Origin of the sequence: Halosegnis marinus (assembly GCF_029338355.1) — an archaeon.
GTDB lineage: Archaea > Halobacteriota > Halobacteria > Halobacteriales > Haloarculaceae > Halosegnis > Halosegnis marinus.
Genome location: NZ_CP119802.1, coordinates 602,393 through 616,354, shown reverse-complemented (window position 1 = coordinate 616,354; position 13,962 = coordinate 602,393). Strand labels below are relative to the sequence as shown.

The following is a 13,962-nucleotide window of genomic DNA, read 5'->3' as shown; positions in this document are numbered from 1 at the left end:
CGTTCTTCTCCGGGTATGCCGCGGGTCGTCACCGACCGTGCCGCCTTCCGCGAGACAGCGGCCGCCGCGCCCGACGGCGCGCGCGTCCCCGTCGAGGTGCGCGTCGCCGTCGACGACCCGTTCGACGCCTACCGTCGCGCCCGCGGCGACACGGGCGTCTTCTACGAGACCACCGGCGGACAGAACGGATGGGGCTACTTCGCTACGGACCCCGAGTGCCTCGCGAGCGTCGAGGAGGGGGTTTTCGACGCCCTGCGCGACCTCCTCGCCGACGAGTCGCTCGCGCGCGGCGACTGCGACGTTCCGTACCCGTGCGGCGCGTTCGGCTGGCTCTCCTACGACGCCGTGCGCGAACTCGAAACGCTCCCCGACGACGCCGTGCGCGACCGCGACCTGCCCCGCCTCCAGTTCGGCGTCTTCCCCACCGTCGCGGCGTGGGAGGCCGCGGACGCCCGCGAGGGCGAGGTCACCCTGCGCGTCTGCTCGTGTCCGCGCGTGACGGACCCCGAGGCCGACTACGAGGCGGCCCGCGAGGCCGCGCTCGCGCTCGCCCGCGACGCCGCGGAGGGAACGCCCGCCCCCGTCGAACCCCGCGTGCGCGCCGAGGAAGTACGCTTCTCCGGCGACTGCACCCGCGCCGAGTTCGCGGAGCGGGTCCGCCGCGTCAAGCGATACGTCCGCGACGGCGACACCTTCCAGACGAACGTGAGCCAGCGGCTGGTCGCGCCCGCCGCGGTCCACCCGGTCGAGGCCTACGACGCGCTCCGCGAGGTGAACCCCGCGCCCTACTCCGGCCTCGTCGAGTTCCCCGGCGTCGACCTCGTGAGCGCGTCGCCGGAACTCCTGCTCGACGCGAACCCCGAGGGCCGCCTGCTGACCGAACCCATCGCCGGCACGCGACCGCGGGGTGGCGACCCCGACGAGGACGCCGCGCTGGAGCGCGAACTGACCGGCGACGAGAAGGAGCGCGCGGAACACGCGATGCTGGTCGACCTCGAACGCAACGACCTCGGGAAGGTGTCGCGGTTCGGGAGCGTCGAGGTGTCGGAGTACCGCCGGGTCGACCGCTACTCCGAGGTGATGCACCTCGTCTCGCTCGTCGAGGGCGACCTGCGCGGCGACCACGACACCGTGGACGCGATAGCCGCGACGTTCCCCGGCGGCACCATCACCGGGGCGCCCAAACCCCGGACGATGGAGATAATCGACGAGGTGGAGGCCACCCGCCGGGGACCGTACACCGGGTCGATGTTCGCGCTCGGGTTCGACGGCCGCGCGACCCTCAACATCGTTATCCGCACGCTCGTCCGGTACGGCGACGAGTACGGCCTCCGGGTCGGCGCGGGCGTCGTCCACGACTCCGACCCCGACGCCGAGTACGAGGAGACGCTCGACAAGGGCCGTGCGCTCGTCACCGCGTTGGACGCCGCGCTCGACCGCACCCGCCTCTCCGTGGAGGGCGACGGTGACTGAGGCGACCGTCCTCGTCGTGGACAACTACGACTCGTTCGTCTACAACCTCGTCCAGTACGTCGGCGAGGCGCTCGTCGACCTCGGCCACACCCACGACGAGGCGCGCGAGGCGCTCGTCGTCCGCCGGAACGACGCCCTCACCGTCGGCGATATCGAACGCATGGCCCCCGACGCCGTCGTCGTCTCGCCCGGCCCGGGGACGCCCGAGTCCGCGGGCGTCTGTGTTCCCCTGTTCCGCGAGACGTCGTACCCGACGCTCGGGGTGTGTCTCGGCCACCAGGCGCTGTGTGCCGCGAACGGCGCGCCAGTCGGCCACGCACCCGACGTGGTCCACGGGAAGCCCTCGGTCGTGACCCACGACGGCGCGGGCGTGTTCCGCGACCTGCCGGACGCGCTCTCCGTCGGGCGCTACCACTCGCTGTCGGTCGAGCGCGGCGACCTCCCCGACGCGCTCGCGGAGACGGCGCGCACGGAGGACGAGCGTGGGGTCGTGATGGGCGTCCGCCACGCCGAGAAACCCCACGAGGGCGTACAGTTCCACCCGGAGTCGATTCTCACCGAACACGGCAGGCGGATGGTGCGGACGTTCGTCGGCGACGCGCTCTAGCGCGCGACCTCGACGGCGACCTCGTTGCGCCGCAGGAACGGGAGCGTCCACGGCGCGTCGTAGCCCATGTAGAACGGCTCGTCCGTCGTCTCGACGTCGGCGCTCGACAACGTCTCCAGCAGGCGCTCCGTCTCGCGACCGACGCGCTCGGCCGTCGCGCGCCACGAGAACCGCCGCACTGCGAGCGTCCGCTCGGGGACGACCACGAGGCTCACGGACTCGTCGAGCGGCTGGGGCGCGGACTCGAGGTCGTACTCGGCGGGGAGGTAGAAGGCCATCCGGACGCCGTCGCCGTCGCGGCCGCGCTCGACGGGGGCAGTCATCGACACGTCGGTGCCGGGGCCGACCTCGACGGGGGCCGTCATCGACACCTCCGTCCCCCGGTCGGTGGCGACGGGCGCGGTCATCGAGATGCCCGCGTCCCCGGCGTTGTGCCCGTCGATGTAGCGGAACAGGCGGCCGAACGCCTCCCGCTGGCTGTCCGCGACCGTCTCTACCAGCACCGTCGCCGGGTAGCGGCGCAGTTCCGCGTCGCCGACGCGTGCGACGACGGTGTACGGCACCTGCTCCGTCGTGTACCGCTGATAGAGGCTCCATCCGCCCGCGACCGCCACCGCGCCGCCGACGAGGCCGGCCAGCGCGGTCGATGCTCGGACCATAGCTCCCCCTACGGCGGCCGGGAGCATAACCGCGCGCTCCGAGCGACAGGACGAAACCCTCCGCGCGCGAAGCCGCGGCCATGCAGTACCACGTCGACGGCTCGCTCGTCCCCGCGGCCGAGGCGACGGTCAGCGTCGAGGACCGCGGCTTCCGCTACGGCGACGCCGCCTTCGAGACGTGTCGCGCCTACGGCGGCGAGGTGTTCGCGTGGGACCGCCACGCCGCGCGCCTCGAACGCACCTGCGAGACGCTCGGGATGCCCGACGCGGTCCCCGACGACCTCCCGGTCCGCGTCGCGGACACCCTCGACGCCAACGACCTCCGCGACGCCTACGTCCGGGTGTCCGTCACCCGCGGCGTCCAGCCCGGCAAGCTCACCCCCGACGCCGAGACGGACCCGACCGTCGTCGTGACGACGAAGCCACTGCCCCGCGGCGGCGTGGACGGCGAGCGCGTCTGGGACGGGGGCGCCACGGTCCAGACGGTGAAGACCCGCCGCACGCCGTCGAACGCCGTCCCCGCGGACGCGAAGACCCACAACTACCTCAACGGCATCATGGCGCGGCTGGAACTCCGCCGGGTGTCGAACGAGGGGTACAGCCCCGACGAGGCCCTGTTGCGCGACCAGTCGGGCGCGCTCGCGGAGGGGACGACGAGCAACGTCTTCTTCGTCGACGACGGTGCCCTCCATACCCCAGCGGCGGGCGAACTGCTCCCCGGCATCACCCGCGAACTCGTCTTAGCCCTCGCCCGCGAGGAGTCGTTCCCCGTCGAGACGGGCACCTACGACGTGGACGACCTGCGGAGCGCGGACGAGGCGTTCCTCACGAACACGACGTGGGAGGTCCGGCCCATCGAGCAGGCGGACGGGATACGGGTCGGCAGCGGGCCGATAACGGCGCTGTGCCAGCGGCTCTACGACGAACTGGTCGAGGAGCGCTGTTACTGAAACGCCGCCAGCACGCCCGCGCCGTCGGTGCCAGCGCCGTTCGGCGCCGCGATGTCGGGCAGCGTCGCGCGCTCGGGGTGGGGCATCAAGACGGCGACGTGGTCGCGCTCGCCGAGCACGCCCGCGACGTTCCCCTTCGAGCCGTTGGGGTTCGCCGCTTCCGTGACCGCGCCCGCCGCATCGCAGTACCGGAACAGCACCCGGTCCTCGGATTCGAGGTCGGCGAGCGCGTCGTCGGTGATTTCGAAGCGCCCCTCGCCGTGCGCGATGGGGAGCGAGAGCACCTCGCCCTCGTCGAACGCGCGGGTGAAGGGGGTGTCCGCGTTCTCGACGCGCAGGTGGACGTGTTCGCACTGGAAGCGCGCCGAGCGGTTGGTGGTGAACGCGCCGGGGGTCAGCCCCGACTCGGAGCCGATCTGCGCGCCGTTGCAGACGCCGAGGACGGGGACGCCGTCGTCGGCCGCGGCGCGGACCTCCTCCATCACGGGCGAGCGCGCGGCCATCGCGCCGGCCCGGAGGTAGTCGCCGTAGGAGAAGCCGCCGGGGACGACGACGCCGTCGGTATCGCTCGGAAGGCCGTCCTCGTGCCAGACGATGTCGGCGTCGACGCCGAGGTGGTCGAGCGCCGCGAGCGCGTCGCGGTCGCAGTTCGACCCGCCGAACCGGACGACGGCGACGGTCATTCGGCCTCGGCCACCGCGACCTCGTAGTCGTGGATGGTCGGGTTCGCGAGCAGTCGTTCGGCCATCTCGCCCGCGCGGTCGCGGGCGGCGTCGGCGTCCGCGGCGTCGAGGTCTATCTCGAAGCGGTCGGCGCTCCGGAGGTCGGAGAGTTCGAAGCCGAGCCGTTCGAGCGCCCGCTCGGTCGTCTCGGCCTCCGGGTCGAGGACCCCGTGTTTCAGCCGGACGGTCACCGTCGCGGTGTAGGCGGTCATCGGTCGTGGGTGCGTATCCGTGGATGAAAACGGTTGTGGGTTCGTTTCGGTGTACACGTTCGTGCAAAGCGAGCGTTGCGCCGAGCGCGCCGCTTTTGCCCGACGACGGTCCTCACGGGGTATGGACACGTCCCGCGCCCGGTGGTCGCCGTGACCCGCCAGTACACACAGATAACCGTCGTCGGCGACGACAAGACGGGAATCATCGCGCGGGTCACCTCGCTGCTGTTCGAGCGCGGCATCAACATCGAGGACCTCGACCAGGCGGTCCGGGAGGGCGTCTTCCGGATGACGCTCCACGTCGACACCGCGGAGATGACCTGCACCGAGGACGAACTCCGCGAGGCGCTCGCGGACCTCGGCGACGAGATCGGGCAGGACGTCCGGGTTCGGTTCCCGGCGGACCGCGACACGCGGACCATCGCCGTGCTGGCGACGAAGGAGAGCCACTGTCTGGAGGCGCTGTTCGCGGAGTGGGCCGACGGGAAGCTCGACGCCGAGATATCCGTCGTCATCGCCAACCACGACGACCTCGAACCGCTGGCCGAGCGGTACGACGTCCCCTTCCACGACGTGGGCGACGAGAAGGGGACGCCGGACGAGGCGGAACTGCTCGACCTGCTCGACGAGTACGACGCGGACCTCATCGTCCTCGCGCGGTACATGCGCATCCTCGGCCCGGAGGTCGTCTTCCGCTACGAGGACCGCATCATCAACATCCACCCGAGCCTCCTCCCCGCGTTCCCCGGCGCGGAGGCGTACCGGCAGGCCCGCGAGGAGGGCGTCCGCATCGCGGGCGTGACGGCCCACTACGTGACGACGGACCTCGACCAGGGGCCGGTCATCGCCCAGCGCGCCTTCGACGTGCCGGCCGACGCCGAGGTCGGGGAGATAGAGCGCCGCGGCCAGCCCCTGGAGGCGTCGGCGCTTTTGGAGGCGGTGCGGCTCCACCTCGACGACGCGGTGTACGTCCACCGGGGGCGCGTCGAACTCCGCGACGGCGTCGAGCGGGGCGACTACCAGCTCGGCCTGCCGCCCGAGATGTCGTCGCTCAACCCCGACCGGCCGGTGGACGGGCTGGGCGCGGCGCTGGCCGAGGACTGACCCCGCCGCGGCTCAGAGCTCCCGGACGGCCGCGACCGCCTCGGGCAACTCGGGCGCGTCGAACAGGTCGCGGTCGAGGTATGCGTTCGCGCCCGCGGTGTACATGTCGCGGGTCGCGTCGACGACGTACTCGGGGAGCGGCTCGGGGTCGCGCTCGCAGAGCGTGCGCCAGTCGGCCACGTCCTCCCGTTTCGCGCGTTCCTTCGCCTCGCTCACGGCCGCGACCCACTCGGGCTGTTCGCGCTTGTGGTACTGGCGGACGACCTCCTTCGAGAGCTGTTGGCCGTCGTACGAGAAGCGGTTCTCGTCGAAGGTGCCGACCACGTCCGCGACGAGTACGTCGCCGTCGAAGTAACAGCACTCTATCTTCCCGTCCTCGTGGACCAGCCCCGCCTCCGCGGCGGTGCCGGTCACGAGGTCGTTGACCGCGCGCGCGACCGATTCGAGTTCGTCGATATCGGCCGCCCCGGCGACCCGGTCGGCCTCCGCTCGGGTGAGATAGCGGTCGGACTCCTCGAACTTCGTGGAGAACTCCACGACCGGCTCGGGGAGGTCCACCGGCTCGTCGGGCCACTCGTCGGCGTCGATGTCGAAGTCGGCCGGCGACGCCCGCGAGCGGAGCGACGACCCCACGGGGACCGTGTTCCGGAAGACGATTTCCAGCGGTATCAGGTAGTTCTCCCCGGCGTCGGCGTGGAAGGCGTCGTAGTCGTAGTCGCGCCCCTCGTGGGGGAGGTCCGGGACGCGCGTGAGGTCGATGGCCATCTCGCGGGGCGGCACGGCGGCCTCGGCGAGCGGGCGCGTCTCGCCGTTGGCCACGACGCCGCGGTAGTGCGTGTCGATTCCCTCGGCCTCCAGCCGCTCGAAGTTCGCCGCCCCCATCGCACACAGCGCCGCACCCTTGTTCGGGATGGCGTCGGGCATCTTCCCCCAGTCGAACACCGAGTAGTCGTCCGTGAACACGAACGCGCCGCGCCCGAGCCGGGCCGGCGTCGCCTCCTCGGCGACCCGGAACTCCTTGACGCTCGTCATACGTCCGGCTTCCGTGCGGCGTGCATAGGGGTTTCCCTTCGGCACCTGTCCGCGGTCCGGTCGTTCCGTTCCGCCGTCGCTTTCGCCGAACTCGCGGCCCTCGCGGCGGTCGCCTCGCCGACGGGCGCGACGCGAGCGGCGAACGGTTCAAGGCCGTCACCGGCCAAGGGCGGACGAATGGAACTCGGCGACTACATCGAGGGGCTCGGCGACGACGAGGCGGCCCGGCGCCGGCAGTTGGCCCAGGAGAAGTCCTACGCCATCACGGAGTACCTCGAGGACGCCGAGCGGTCGATGGACGAGACCCTGCAGGGCGACTCGCTGTTCGGGTCCACGGCGCCCGGCATCTTCGTCGGGCGGTCGTCGTACCCGGACGTGTCGGCGGGCGTGCTCGCCCCCGTCGCCGAACCGGAGCGCGCGGCGGACTTCGAGACCGGCCCGCACTGGTACGAGCGCGGCTACAGCATCGACGACGTGTTCCGGTCGCGCACGAGCCTGCTGAACTCCTCGCAGCGGACGAACGTCCACGTCGCGGACTCGTGGGACGGCTTCACCGGCGTCCAGCGCGAGGTGGCTATCGCCGACCGCCCCGTGGACGTGGAGGTGGGCCTCGACGGCCGCCCCGAGGTGGACATGGACGTCTCCTTCGCGGACATCTCGACGCCGACCGGGCCGCGCGCGACGGCCGAGTACGCGGACCTCGCGGAGAACCCCCACGTCCCCAAGCCGGTCGAGTACACGCTCTCGGACGACGACTGGGGCGCACAGGGGGCGATGACGTACCTCTACAACCGCGGGCTGGACGTGTATCAGATCGAAAACGTGCTGTCGGCGGGCGCGCTCGGGGTCGCGGAGAACCGGAAGCTCGTGCCGACGCGGTGGTCCATCACGGCGGTGGACGACACGATATGCGAGTTCCTGCGCGGGCAGGTGTACAACGCCCCGAGCGTCGACGCCACGGAGGTGTGGTACAACGAGTACCTCGGCAACCGCTTCTGGGTGATCCTCGCGCCCGGCGACTTCGAGTACGAGCTGGTGGAGCTGAAGGCGCCCGGCTCCGTCTGGAACCCGGAGGGGCGCGGCTACAGCGTCACGAGCGACTACGAGGGGTTCGACGGCCGCACGGACTACGCCTCGGAGACGGCGGGCGCGTACTACGCCGCGAAGCTCGGCGCGCTCGAACACCTCGCCGACCGGGGCCGGCAGGCGAAGGTGCTCGTCGTGCGCCACGTCACCCCCGACTACTGGGGGCCGGCGGGCGTCTGGCAGGTGCGCGAGACGGTGCGCAACGCCTTCACCGAGGGGGAGCCGGGCGAGGCGGAGACGCTCCACGACGCCGTGAAGGAGCTGCTCCCGCGGTGGCCCGTCGACTTGGAGGCGCTCCGGCGCAACTCCGAACTCGTCGCCGGGGTCCAGTCGAGCCTCGCGGCGTTCGCGCGGAAAGAAGGCCTATAGCGCCGGGCGTTCGTCCGTTGAGCATGTTCCCGCTCCAGTTCGGCATCCCCGGCGGTCCCGAGATACTGGTCATCGGCGTCGTATTGCTGTTGAATCTGGTCGTCATCGCCGGGTTCCTCGGCGGTGTCGGCTACTTCGTCCTGCGCATCCGCTCCGGCGGCAGCGTCGACGAGCGGCTCGACCGCATCGAGCGGAAGATCGGTCGGCTCGAAGCGGAGGTCGAGCACCTCCGCGAACAGGAGGACTAGACGGCGTCGAGGTTCGCCCACGCCGCCTCGACCAGTTCGCCGGTGTCGGCGACGATGTCGGCCATCGCCTCGTCGTCCGGAGCCATCCCCGCGAGCCGCGCGATGCGCATGATGGAGACGTGGTACACCGTCTGGACGCCCGGCTCCTCCTGCCAGATGACGACGTTACACGGGAACAGCCCGCCGATACGCCTGTCCGAGGCGTCGAGCGCCCGGTCGGCCATGTTCGGGTTGCACGCGCCGAGCACGTAGTAGGGGTCGCGGCCGGCGTCCACCTTCTCGTTGAGCATCTCCGAGGGGGAGAACTCCGTCGCGACGCCGAACCCGGCGTCCGTGAACGCCTCGCGGACGTGTTCTATCGCCGCCTCGTGGTCCATGTGGAGGGTCGCGCGCTTCTCGCCGATGTCCTCGCCGGTCAGTTCGCTCGGGTCGATTGGGAGCATAGCCGGACTACGCCGGGAGCGGTGAAAACCCCGGCGCTCGGGGCCCGACGGTCCGCAACCGTTAACCACGGGCGACGGGAACGCCGAGGTATGGCAGACGACGAGGAAGACGAGGGCCCGGTCGTCGAACTCGGCGACGGGCCGGCGGTCGAGGGCGTGCCGCTCGCGCAGGTGACCTCGCGGCTCCACTTCGGCATCGAGCGGAGCGAAATCGTCCGCCGGGAGGGCGACACCGCGATCCGCACCCCCGACGGCCCCCGCGACCTGAGCGACGTGCTCGCCGAGAGCGACGAGACGTACTTCCCGACGCGACAGGAGTTCGAGTCGACGGTCCGGGCCGTCGTCGGCACGGGCCCCGTCCCGACCGAGTAGCGGGCGTGTCCCGCAGGGCGCGGCTCCGCGCGCGGCTCGCCGGTAGGGGAGGCCCGCTCTCGCGGCTCTCGTGGGTCCAGCGCGCGCTGCTCGTCGGCCTCGCGCTCGCGGCCGTGTGGTCGTGGTGGTACCCCGCCGGCCTGAACGAGCGCGTCTTCAAGGACCTCACGCTCTACCTGACGATACCGGCGGCGCTGGCGGTCGTCCACGGCCGCCACCTCGGCTGGCGCGTGGACCGCCGCGCGCTCCGCAACACCCTGCTCCTCGCGGCGTTCGTCACCCCCTTCTACCTCGTGGGGTCGTCGCTCCCCTCCGTCCGGGCCTACTACCCGATGTGGGGCGGCACGCTGGACAACTTCTGGGTCCACTCCGTCAAGCAGTTCGCGGTCGTGCTGGCCGCGGAGACGTACTACCGCGGCCTGCTCTGTGTCGGCGTCCGCGAGGTGGGCCGCAAGGCCGCGTTCATCAGCCCGGTCATCTACGCCTTTCACCACCTCGGGAAGCCCCCCATCGAACTGCTCCTCTCGGGGCCGACGGACGTGCTGTTCGGCCTCGTGGACTACGAGTCCGACTCCATCCTCCCGTCGGTCGTCGCGCACGGCTTCGGCCTGTTGCTGCTCGACTGGCTGGTGCTCCACGACCCCCTGATTCCGACGGAGACGGTGGTGCGCGCGCTGTCGTGGCTCCCCCTTCCCCTCTGACCGCCGGAAGACGTATTCCGGCCGGCGGAGTAGCCGCTCGTATGCAGGGTGCGGACCGGACCACCCGACAGCGCATCGCCGACCACCTCCGCGCGGAGACGACGGAGGCTGGCACGCTCGCCAACGAGTTCGAGACCACGACGGCGGACGCGCTGGCGCACGTGAAACACATCGCCAAGTCGCTCGACGGGACCGACGAGCGCCTGCTCGCCGCGCCCCCGCGGTGTCGCGACTGCGGCTTCTCCGACTTCGACGACCCCGCCAACAGGCCGTCGCGGTGTCCGGAGTGCAAGAGCGAGAGCCTCACCGAACCCGCGTTCAAGATAGAGTAGTCGTCGTCGCGGTCACGCCGTCGGCGTCGCCGTGTCGTAGAACTCCATCTCCGCCCAGTAGACCCGCTCGCCGTAGCGAACGAGGTACTCGCCGTAGGCGATTCCCGGGTCGGTCGAACTCCCCACGACCGCGTCGTGCTCGCGAAACCGCTCGGACAGCGACCGGTACGCCGCCCGCTCGTCGGGGTCCCGGCCGCGCACGTATCCTCCGCGGATCGCCGCCTCGACGATAGGCCGCTCGGCGGGGGACAGGCCGTCGAGACGGAACTGGTAGCGGTCGCGGGTCCGCCGGACGAACGCGGTTCGGTCCCCGGCCACCTCGTGGACCGTGTAGCGGTAGTCGGCTATCGTCGCCGGGTAGGTCTCGACCCGGATGCGGTACGTCTCCCCGTCGTGGGTGACGTAGTCGTACCGCGACTCGGGCGTCAGCACCGAGCCCTCGACCTCGTCGATCCGGTAGACGTCCACGGTTCCCATGTCCCAGCCGTCGATGCGGCGCTTCGGCCTGGGCAGGACGAGCGAATCGAGCAGCGCCCGGTCGCGCGCCGGCAGGTCGTCGTACGCGACCGTCGGGCCGTCGGTTCGCCGCGGGTCGTAGTCTATCCGCACGGTGACGCCCAGCGCGTCCCGGGTCTCGGTGATCGTGTACGCGATGCCGTAGTAGCGCCCCTCGTGTTCGACCGGTCGCAGCGTTCTGAGCGGCGGGAACGGCGGGTTGTCGTAGGTGACCGTCGTCGTTCCGTTCTCCAGCGCGTCGAGGAATATCCGTTTCTCCCGCCGGTCCAACTCCATCGTCGCCCGCCGGGCGATGGCCGCCGAGTCCACGGGTTCCATCGACAGCGACCGGCCCCTCGTCTCGAGCAGCGAGACGCACCCGGCGAGCGCGCCGGCCGTGCCGATGCCGGCGGCCGTGAGGAGTCGTCGCCGCGACCACCGACTCATACCGACCGCTGAGCGGCCAGGTAGTAATAGTTCTCGCAGCGACGGCCGTCCGCCGCCCTCGCTCCTCGCCCCCAGCCGGGGAATGTGTCCGGCGGCGACTCCTCAGACGTACGCGAGCAGCAGCGGCACGACGACGGCGAGCGCGAGCGCGTAGACGGCCGCCGAGACGGTCCAGTCGCGCCGGACGAGCCGCGCGCGCTCGTACACCGGGCCGCCGAACCGCGGGAGCACGAGGTACGCGAAGAACGCGACGAGGAAGGCGAACGTGGCGAGGACGGCGAGGACGTGCGCGACGAGCGGCTGGCCGGCGCGGACGATGTACAGGTCGGGCGCGTACAGCCCCTCGGCGACGAGCGAGACGACGGTGTAGAACCCCCCGCCGAGGACGCCCGCGGCGTAGTGCGTCCCGCTGGCGAGGACGGGGTCCACGTCCGCGGGCCCCTCGCCCGTGAGCGCGCCCGCCGCGACGAACGGCGGGGTCGAGCCCTCGGGGAGCCGGTGCATCGGGACGTTCATGGCGACCGTGGCGACGAGCCCCGCCACGGCCCCGACGGCGACCCGACCCGTGGTCGAGAAGTCCGCGACGTGTAGCGGGAGGGCGAACGGGTCCATACCGCGGCTGGGGACGCCCCGGATAAAAATCAGGCGCGTTCGCCCGCGAGCACGGCCTCGACCGCCTCCCACGAGAGGGCCGTCTTCGGCCCCTCGGTCTCGGCGGCGAGCGCGCCGCAGGCGTTGGCGACGGCGAGCGCGTCGGCCGCGCCGTCGCCCCGCAGGCGCGCGGCGAGAAAGCCCGCGGCGAAGGCGTCGCCCGCGCCCGTGGAGTCGACGCTCGGCAGGTCGAAGCCCGCGTGGTCGTAGCTGTCGTCGGGCGCCGTGACGGTCGCGCCCTCGGTGCCGCGCTTCGTGACGACGACAGGGACCTCGGGCCCGTCCAGCGCGCGCGCCTCCACCGCGTTGACGAACAGCGTGTCCGCGAGCGCCAGCACGTCCGAGAAGTCGCGGTCTGCGAGCCGCCGGCCGGGGTCCACGGAGACCGGGACGCCGGCCTCGGTCGCGACCTCCGCGACCCGGCGAAGGGTGTCGGGCCGGTGGGCCGTCAGGTGGACGCGGTCGGCCGCCGCGACCAGCGCCGGGTCGATGTCGTCGGGGCCGAGCGCCTCGTTCACCCCGGCCGCGCCGAGCACGGACACCTCGCCCGCGTCGTCCACGAGCAGGTACTTCGTCGTCGTCTCGCCCGCGACGGTGCGCAGGCCGGCGAGGTCGACGCCCGCGCGGTCGAGGTCCCGGCGCGCGAGCAGGCCGTGTTCGTCGTCGCCGACGCTCCCGGCGAGCGTGGCCGCGCAGTCGAGGCCGGCGAGGCCGACGGCGACGTTCGCCGCCGACCCGCCGCCGCCCTGTGTCGTGTCGCGGACGGCCGACTCGCCGTCCGGCTCGGGGAGGTGGTCGAGCCGGAGGCTCACGTCCCAGTTGACGTGACCGACACAGAGCACGCGGGGCATACCGTCGGAGTGGAACGCGCACCGTGAAAAACGTCCGGTCGCCCGCCGGCGGTTACGACTGCTCGGTCTCGGTCCCCGCTCCCGTCCCGCGCTCCGGCGAGTCCGCGTCGCCGGCCATCGCGGCCGCGAGCCGCTCGTGGGCGCGCACGAGCCGCCAGAACAGGTAGAGGAAGGCGACGGGCGGGACGAGCGCGAACCAGAGCGCCAACTGTCCGGCGATGACGACGCTGTAGACGAGCAGGAGGGCGGCGAGGACGCCGCCGGCGACGAGGAGGGTGCGGCCGTCGGGGTCGGGGGCCATACGCCGACCGGGGGCGACCGACACTTCGGTTTTGTGGCGGGCGCGAGGACGACCGGTCCCGCGGGCGGTCCCCTACGCGATGGCGAACAGCACGAGGTTGTGAAAGCCCGGCCCGAGGCCGACGGCGGCGACGAGCCCCAGGAGGAGCGACCCCTCGGCCGGCTCCTCGCGGACGTAGTCGCGGAAGGCGAACAGCACGACCGTCGCGACGACCACCTTCACGAGGACGAACAGCCACGCCTCCCCGAGCACCTCGGCGGGGGGGAGGCCGGCGCCGAACTCGATGAGGACGGCCGACAGCGGCGTCTGCTCGCCGAAGCCGAGTTCGATGCCGACCGCGGTCGAGATACCGTCGAGGGTGTGCCCGAACAGCGCGAGCACGCCGACGAGCCCCGTCGCGCCGACGGCCGAGCGGACGGCGAACCACACGCCCCCGGCGACGACGAGGGAGGCGGCGAGGCCGGCGAGCGACGGCCCGACGGCGAGGCTGTCGCGTGCGAGCGCCGTCGCGCCCGCGGCGGCGACGAGCAGGAGCGCCGCGGCGGCCCCGGACAGCGCCAGCACGCCGGGGACGCTCCCGGCGGCCCACGCGTCGGCGGGTCGGTCGGCGACGGCGAGCCACACCGCGCCCGCGACGGCGAACGTCGTCGCGTAGACGACGGGGTTGCCGAACAGCGGCGCGAGGAGCGCCGGGACGGCCTCGGCCTGGTAGAGGGCGTAGCCCGTCGCGCCCGCGAGCATCCACGGGGCGAACCCGGCGACGACGCGGGGCGTGACGGTCGGCCGGACCCGGCGGAGGCCGAGGCCGACGGCCCCGACGGCGACGACGACCGCGAGCAGGTACGGGAGCGGCGGCAGGGCGGCACCGGTCGGGAGCAGTTGTGTCGGCACGTCCGCCCGCGCGGCC

19 protein-coding genes are annotated in these 13,962 nt (G+C 72.3%); 9 read left to right on the top strand and 10 right to left on the bottom strand.

Features of this window, described 5'->3' with window-relative positions; translation table 11 throughout:
• Positions 1-15: 15 nt before the first annotated feature.
• Complete coding sequence (locus P2T37_RS03600) at positions 16-1,473, top strand: anthranilate synthase component I family protein (protein WP_276235396.1); 1,458 nt, start codon at positions 16-18, stop codon at positions 1,471-1,473.
• Positions 1,466-2,080 (top strand): anthranilate synthase component II, encoded by a 615-nt coding sequence (locus tag P2T37_RS03595; RefSeq protein ID WP_276235395.1) that lies wholly within the window; start codon positions 1,466-1,468, stop codon positions 2,078-2,080. Before P2T37_RS03600 ends, P2T37_RS03595 begins: the two co-directional genes overlap by 8 nt.
• Here P2T37_RS03595 and P2T37_RS03590 read toward each other — a convergent pair.
• The gene (locus P2T37_RS03590; protein WP_276235394.1) at positions 2,077-2,739 is read right to left on the bottom strand and encodes an SOUL family heme-binding protein; all 663 of its coding nucleotides are present in this window, start codon (positions 2,737-2,739) and stop codon (positions 2,077-2,079) included. The two genes, P2T37_RS03595 and P2T37_RS03590, sit on opposite strands and share 4 nt — an antisense overlap.
• 80 nt (positions 2,740-2,819) lie before the next feature.
• On the opposite strand from P2T37_RS03590, the gene P2T37_RS03585 reads away from it, so the two are divergent.
• Positions 2,820-3,689: an aminotransferase class IV gene (locus tag P2T37_RS03585; RefSeq protein WP_276235393.1), complete on the top strand. Its 870-nt coding sequence runs from the start codon at positions 2,820-2,822 to the stop codon at positions 3,687-3,689.
• Here the strand turns inward: P2T37_RS03585 and purQ are convergent.
• Positions 3,683-4,372, bottom strand: coding sequence for a phosphoribosylformylglycinamidine synthase I (gene purQ, locus P2T37_RS03580; RefSeq protein ID WP_276235392.1), 690 nt, complete (start codon positions 4,370-4,372; stop codon positions 3,683-3,685). The two genes, P2T37_RS03585 and purQ, sit on opposite strands and share 7 nt — an antisense overlap.
• Complete coding sequence (gene purS / locus P2T37_RS03575) at positions 4,369-4,623, bottom strand: phosphoribosylformylglycinamidine synthase subunit PurS (protein ID WP_276235391.1); 255 nt, start codon at positions 4,621-4,623, stop codon at positions 4,369-4,371. The genes purQ and purS overlap by 4 nt, the downstream gene beginning before the upstream one ends.
• 150 nt (positions 4,624-4,773) lie before the next feature.
• On the opposite strand from purS, the gene P2T37_RS03570 reads away from it, so the two are divergent.
• Positions 4,774-5,727, top strand: a complete 954-nt coding sequence (locus P2T37_RS03570; RefSeq protein WP_382210720.1) for a formyltetrahydrofolate deformylase — start codon at positions 4,774-4,776, stop codon at positions 5,725-5,727.
• 12 nt (positions 5,728-5,739) lie between these two features.
• Here P2T37_RS03570 and P2T37_RS03565 read toward each other — a convergent pair whose 3' ends face one another.
• Positions 5,740-6,759: a phosphoribosylaminoimidazolesuccinocarboxamide synthase gene (locus P2T37_RS03565; protein ID WP_276235389.1), complete on the bottom strand. Its 1,020-nt coding sequence runs from the start codon at positions 6,757-6,759 to the stop codon at positions 5,740-5,742.
• 177 nt (positions 6,760-6,936) lie between these two features.
• Between P2T37_RS03565 and nreA the strand changes: the two genes are divergently transcribed.
• Both nreA and P2T37_RS03555 read left to right on the top strand, forming a co-directional pair.
• On the top strand, positions 6,937-8,214 hold the full coding sequence (gene nreA / locus P2T37_RS03560; RefSeq protein ID WP_276235388.1) for a DNA repair protein NreA: 1,278 nt from the start codon (positions 6,937-6,939) through the stop codon (positions 8,212-8,214).
• 23 nt (positions 8,215-8,237) lie between these two features.
• A complete protein-coding gene (locus tag P2T37_RS03555; RefSeq protein ID WP_276235387.1) occupies positions 8,238-8,462 on the top strand; it encodes a hypothetical protein in 225 nt (74 codons plus the stop codon).
• On the opposite strand, the gene P2T37_RS03550 is transcribed toward P2T37_RS03555, so the two are convergent.
• Positions 8,459-8,905 (bottom strand): DUF302 domain-containing protein, encoded by a 447-nt coding sequence (locus P2T37_RS03550; RefSeq protein ID WP_276235386.1) that lies wholly within the window; start codon positions 8,903-8,905, stop codon positions 8,459-8,461. The genes P2T37_RS03555 and P2T37_RS03550 overlap by 4 nt on opposite strands.
• 90 nt (positions 8,906-8,995) lie before the next feature.
• On the opposite strand from P2T37_RS03550, the gene P2T37_RS03545 reads away from it, so the two are divergent.
• From P2T37_RS03545 to P2T37_RS03535, 3 genes are read left to right on the top strand one after another with little or no spacing between them, the layout of a single operon-like run.
• Positions 8,996-9,277, top strand: a complete 282-nt coding sequence (locus P2T37_RS03545; protein ID WP_276235385.1) for a DUF5789 family protein — start codon at positions 8,996-8,998, stop codon at positions 9,275-9,277.
• A 5-nt stretch (positions 9,278-9,282) separates the two neighbouring features.
• Positions 9,283-9,978 carry a CPBP family intramembrane glutamic endopeptidase gene (locus P2T37_RS03540; protein ID WP_276235384.1) on the top strand — a complete coding sequence of 232 codons (696 nt, stop codon included), beginning with the start codon at positions 9,283-9,285 and terminating at the stop codon, positions 9,976-9,978.
• Positions 9,979-10,019: 41 nt separating this feature from the next.
• Positions 10,020-10,310 carry a transcriptional regulator gene (locus P2T37_RS03535; RefSeq protein WP_276235382.1) on the top strand — a complete coding sequence of 97 codons (291 nt, stop codon included), beginning with the start codon at positions 10,020-10,022 and terminating at the stop codon, positions 10,308-10,310.
• Between the two features lie 12 nt (positions 10,311-10,322).
• On the opposite strand, the gene P2T37_RS03530 is transcribed toward P2T37_RS03535, so the two are convergent.
• The 5 genes from P2T37_RS03530 to P2T37_RS03510 form a co-directional block, all read right to left on the bottom strand.
• The gene (locus P2T37_RS03530) at positions 10,323-11,252 is read right to left on the bottom strand and encodes a hypothetical protein (RefSeq protein WP_276235381.1); all 930 of its coding nucleotides are present in this window, start codon (positions 11,250-11,252) and stop codon (positions 10,323-10,325) included.
• A 102-nt stretch (positions 11,253-11,354) separates the two neighbouring features.
• Positions 11,355-11,864 (bottom strand): hypothetical protein, encoded by a 510-nt coding sequence (locus tag P2T37_RS03525; protein WP_276235380.1) that lies wholly within the window; start codon positions 11,862-11,864, stop codon positions 11,355-11,357.
• A gap of 29 nt (positions 11,865-11,893) precedes the next feature.
• Positions 11,894-12,754 (bottom strand): ATP-dependent ribose-1-phosphate kinase, encoded by an 861-nt coding sequence (locus tag P2T37_RS03520; protein ID WP_276235379.1) that lies wholly within the window; start codon positions 12,752-12,754, stop codon positions 11,894-11,896.
• Positions 12,755-12,806: 52 nt separating this feature from the next.
• Positions 12,807-13,055 carry a DUF8066 domain-containing protein gene (locus tag P2T37_RS03515; protein WP_276235378.1) on the bottom strand — a complete coding sequence of 83 codons (249 nt, stop codon included), beginning with the start codon at positions 13,053-13,055 and terminating at the stop codon, positions 12,807-12,809.
• 72 nt (positions 13,056-13,127) lie between these two features.
• On the bottom strand, positions 13,128-13,946 hold the full coding sequence (locus tag P2T37_RS03510) for a DUF63 family protein (RefSeq protein WP_276235377.1): 819 nt from the start codon (positions 13,944-13,946) through the stop codon (positions 13,128-13,130).
• Between the last annotated feature and the right edge of the window lie 16 nt (positions 13,947-13,962).